Origin of the sequence: Flavobacterium sp. (genome assembly GCF_049590715.1) — a bacterium.
In the GTDB taxonomy this organism is placed as follows: domain Bacteria; phylum Bacteroidota; class Bacteroidia; order Flavobacteriales; family Flavobacteriaceae; genus Flavobacterium.
On sequence record NZ_JBAWDL010000299.1, the window covers coordinates 1 to 2,749 of the forward strand.

Here is a 2,749-nt window from a genome sequence, read left to right on the forward strand (position 1 = left end):
CGTTTGTCCTGACTTATATGTTTTAAAATTTACAAATTATGTATTAGGCGTAATTTTAAATGCAAAAGCATAATCCCCTACTTTTTCTTTTGGTAATTTAATGTGTAATCCATCCTTTTCAACGGTGAATTTCATCATTTTTTTGTTAGCCAAAAATTCAATTGATTTGATTCCTTTAGTTAAATAAGGACCATCTTTCTTGAAAGAGTGTATTACCAATTCATTAGTTGAAGGCCAATCTAAAACAGTAGCGTAAACAATATCTCCTTTGGTTGTAAAACGAATATCTTTGGCAGTATTGTCTGCATTTTTATCTTCACTTAAATGACCTTCTTTCACTTCAAAATCTCCTTCACCATAAATATCGAAAGTTCTTGTTCCATAAACGGATTCCCCATTAGTTCTCAACCAATCTCCCATTTGTAACAAACGTTCTTTAACTGGTTCGGGGATTTCTCCATTTGCTTTTGGTGTTATATTCAATAAAACAGCACCATTTTTACTTACTACGTCTATAAGAAAATCAATCAAACGATTGGTTGATTTATAATCTGGATTAGCAATATGTGACCATGATTTCCAGTCAATCGAATCATCAGTCAACCATGGAAAAGGTTGTTTTTCTTTCATTCTAGAACGCTCTAAATCAAGAACAGCTGTTCCTTTAGCAAAATCATAAAACTTATACGTCGAAACTACTTCTTGGTTTTTCTTCTCTGCATGGTTGTAATAATATTCTAGGAATTCTTTACGGTAATCTTCACCAATAACATCCATTTTGTTATCAAACCAAACTAAATCTGGATCGTACTTGTTGATAATCTCTTTCAAACGATCCAACCATTCTTTATTGAACTGGTCATCCCCTACTGGATAAAAACGTGTTGAATTAGCATCCATTTCCTTAGGATTTTTCGGGTATTGAAAATCTCCTTTGTTAACTTTAGGCCCGTACAAACCTGCGTACTTTGGATCAGATGCATCGGTAGTTTTGTCCCAAGTTGGAAACCAACCATAGAGCCATTGACGGTGAAAAGTAGCAATAAACTTCATGTTTCTTTTACGGATTTCTTTTGCTAATTCGCCCATTACGTCTCGTTTAGGTCCCATTTCTTTAGCATCCCATTGCGTCAAGTCACTATCCCACATCGCAAAACCATCAGCATGTTCGGACACTGGTCCAGCAAATTTGGCTCCCGATTTTTCGAATAAATCAGCCCAAGCAGCAGGGTCAAATTTTTCAGCCTTAAACATCGGAATAAAATCTTTGTAACCAAATTTATCCAGTGGCCCGTAAGTTTTTACGTGGTGATCATAAAACTCACTTGCTTTTCCATTTTTAGCTTCTGGATTGTCTTTGTTGACATACATCCAGTGTGCATACCATTCGTTTTTATATTCAGGAACAGAATACGGTCCCCAATGGCAGTAGATACCAAATTTAGCATCCAAAAACCACTCTGGTGTTTGGTGCTGCTTTAATGATTCCCAATCAGCTTTATATTCGATTTTTTTTGTATTGGAAACATTCTTCTTCGCTGTTTTTTGTTGAGCAGAACAAGAAACTAATACTAAACTTGCTAATCCTAAAATTTTATTTTTCATCTTTTATGATTTATATTTTGCTAATAAAATGTGGTCACAAACCAAAACCAATTGGTCCTTTTGATTGAATATCTCTACATGTTCCGTAATATGTCCTAAATCAGGTTTATTTGATTCTTTCTTTTCACTGATGGTGATAACAACTCTAATCGTATCTCCGATATAAACAGGTTTTACAAATCGCAAGCGGTCGTACCCTTTTGAAAAAGCTTCTGGATTAATCTCAGTTGCCGTCATTCCGATACCAACAGAGAAAGTCAAGGTTCCATGAGCAATTCGTTGCTTGAACGATTGTGTTTTACACCACTCTGCATCCATGTGGTGAGGAAAATAATCTCCGGTGTGCCCAGCATGAACTACGAAATCCGTTTCGGTTATAGTTCTGCCAAGTGTTTCTCTTTTACTACCTAATTCGTAGTCTTCATAAAATCGTGATACTATATGCATATTCTAACTTTATTTAAATATTAAAATCTGGTACAATTCCTCCTTTATCATTTGACTCATAAGCGGCTTCAACTATTGCCATAGAATGTGCTACGTCTTCTACACTTGTAGGTAGTTCAGTGGTTGAGCCCTCAACATAGCGCATGAGCGATGCCATTGTACCTACAAAAGCATCTGGAAACCAAGATCCTTCGAGTTCTACCTCAATCCATTCGGGATCTTTACCTTCTTCTACAAGACAATATTGAAACAAATCAGGTTTACCGTTTGGATAATCCAGCAACAAACCAATTCTAGCTTTAATAGCACCTTTAGTCCCTTCCCATTTCACAAAACTTTCTTGGTTTTTTTCGCCAAAATTATGATCGTGATTGGTATTGATTATCGCTCTCATGGCATCGTTATAATCCATAATAGTAGTTGTACGAGTTGATGACATCGGTTTGCCAGGATTTCGCAAAGTCTTAGAATAAACTCCTTTTGGATTTCCTAAAAAAGAACGTATCAAATCGATATAATGAATGCTGTGTTGCTGAATTTCTAATCTTGGGTGATTGACAACATTCGGAAAATATTCCCATGGTGTATAGGTCGTTAAACGCACTTCAAAGTCATATAATTCGCCAATAAGACCTTTGTTTATCAAGTCTTTGGCAGCCATGATATAAGGCGCAAAACGCATTTGGCAGTTTATAGC

General features: G+C 35.9%; 3 protein-coding genes. All 3 read right to left on the reverse strand.

Annotated elements, in window-relative coordinates; all coding sequences use genetic code 11:
* Positions 1-36: 36 nt before the first annotated feature.
* A complete protein-coding gene (locus WBQ70_RS13065) occupies positions 37-1,605 on the reverse strand; it encodes an alpha-L-fucosidase (RefSeq protein ID WP_423914968.1) in 1,569 nt (522 codons plus the stop codon).
* Between the two features lie 3 nt (positions 1,606-1,608).
* Positions 1,609-2,052 carry a MaoC/PaaZ C-terminal domain-containing protein gene (locus tag WBQ70_RS13070; RefSeq protein ID WP_423914970.1) on the reverse strand — a complete coding sequence of 148 codons (444 nt, stop codon included), beginning with the start codon at positions 2,050-2,052 and terminating at the stop codon, positions 1,609-1,611.
* Between the two features lie 13 nt (positions 2,053-2,065).
* Positions 2,066-2,749, reverse strand: a 684-nt coding sequence (locus WBQ70_RS13075) for a Gfo/Idh/MocA family protein (protein WP_423914972.1), incomplete at its 5' end; no start/stop codon positions are given.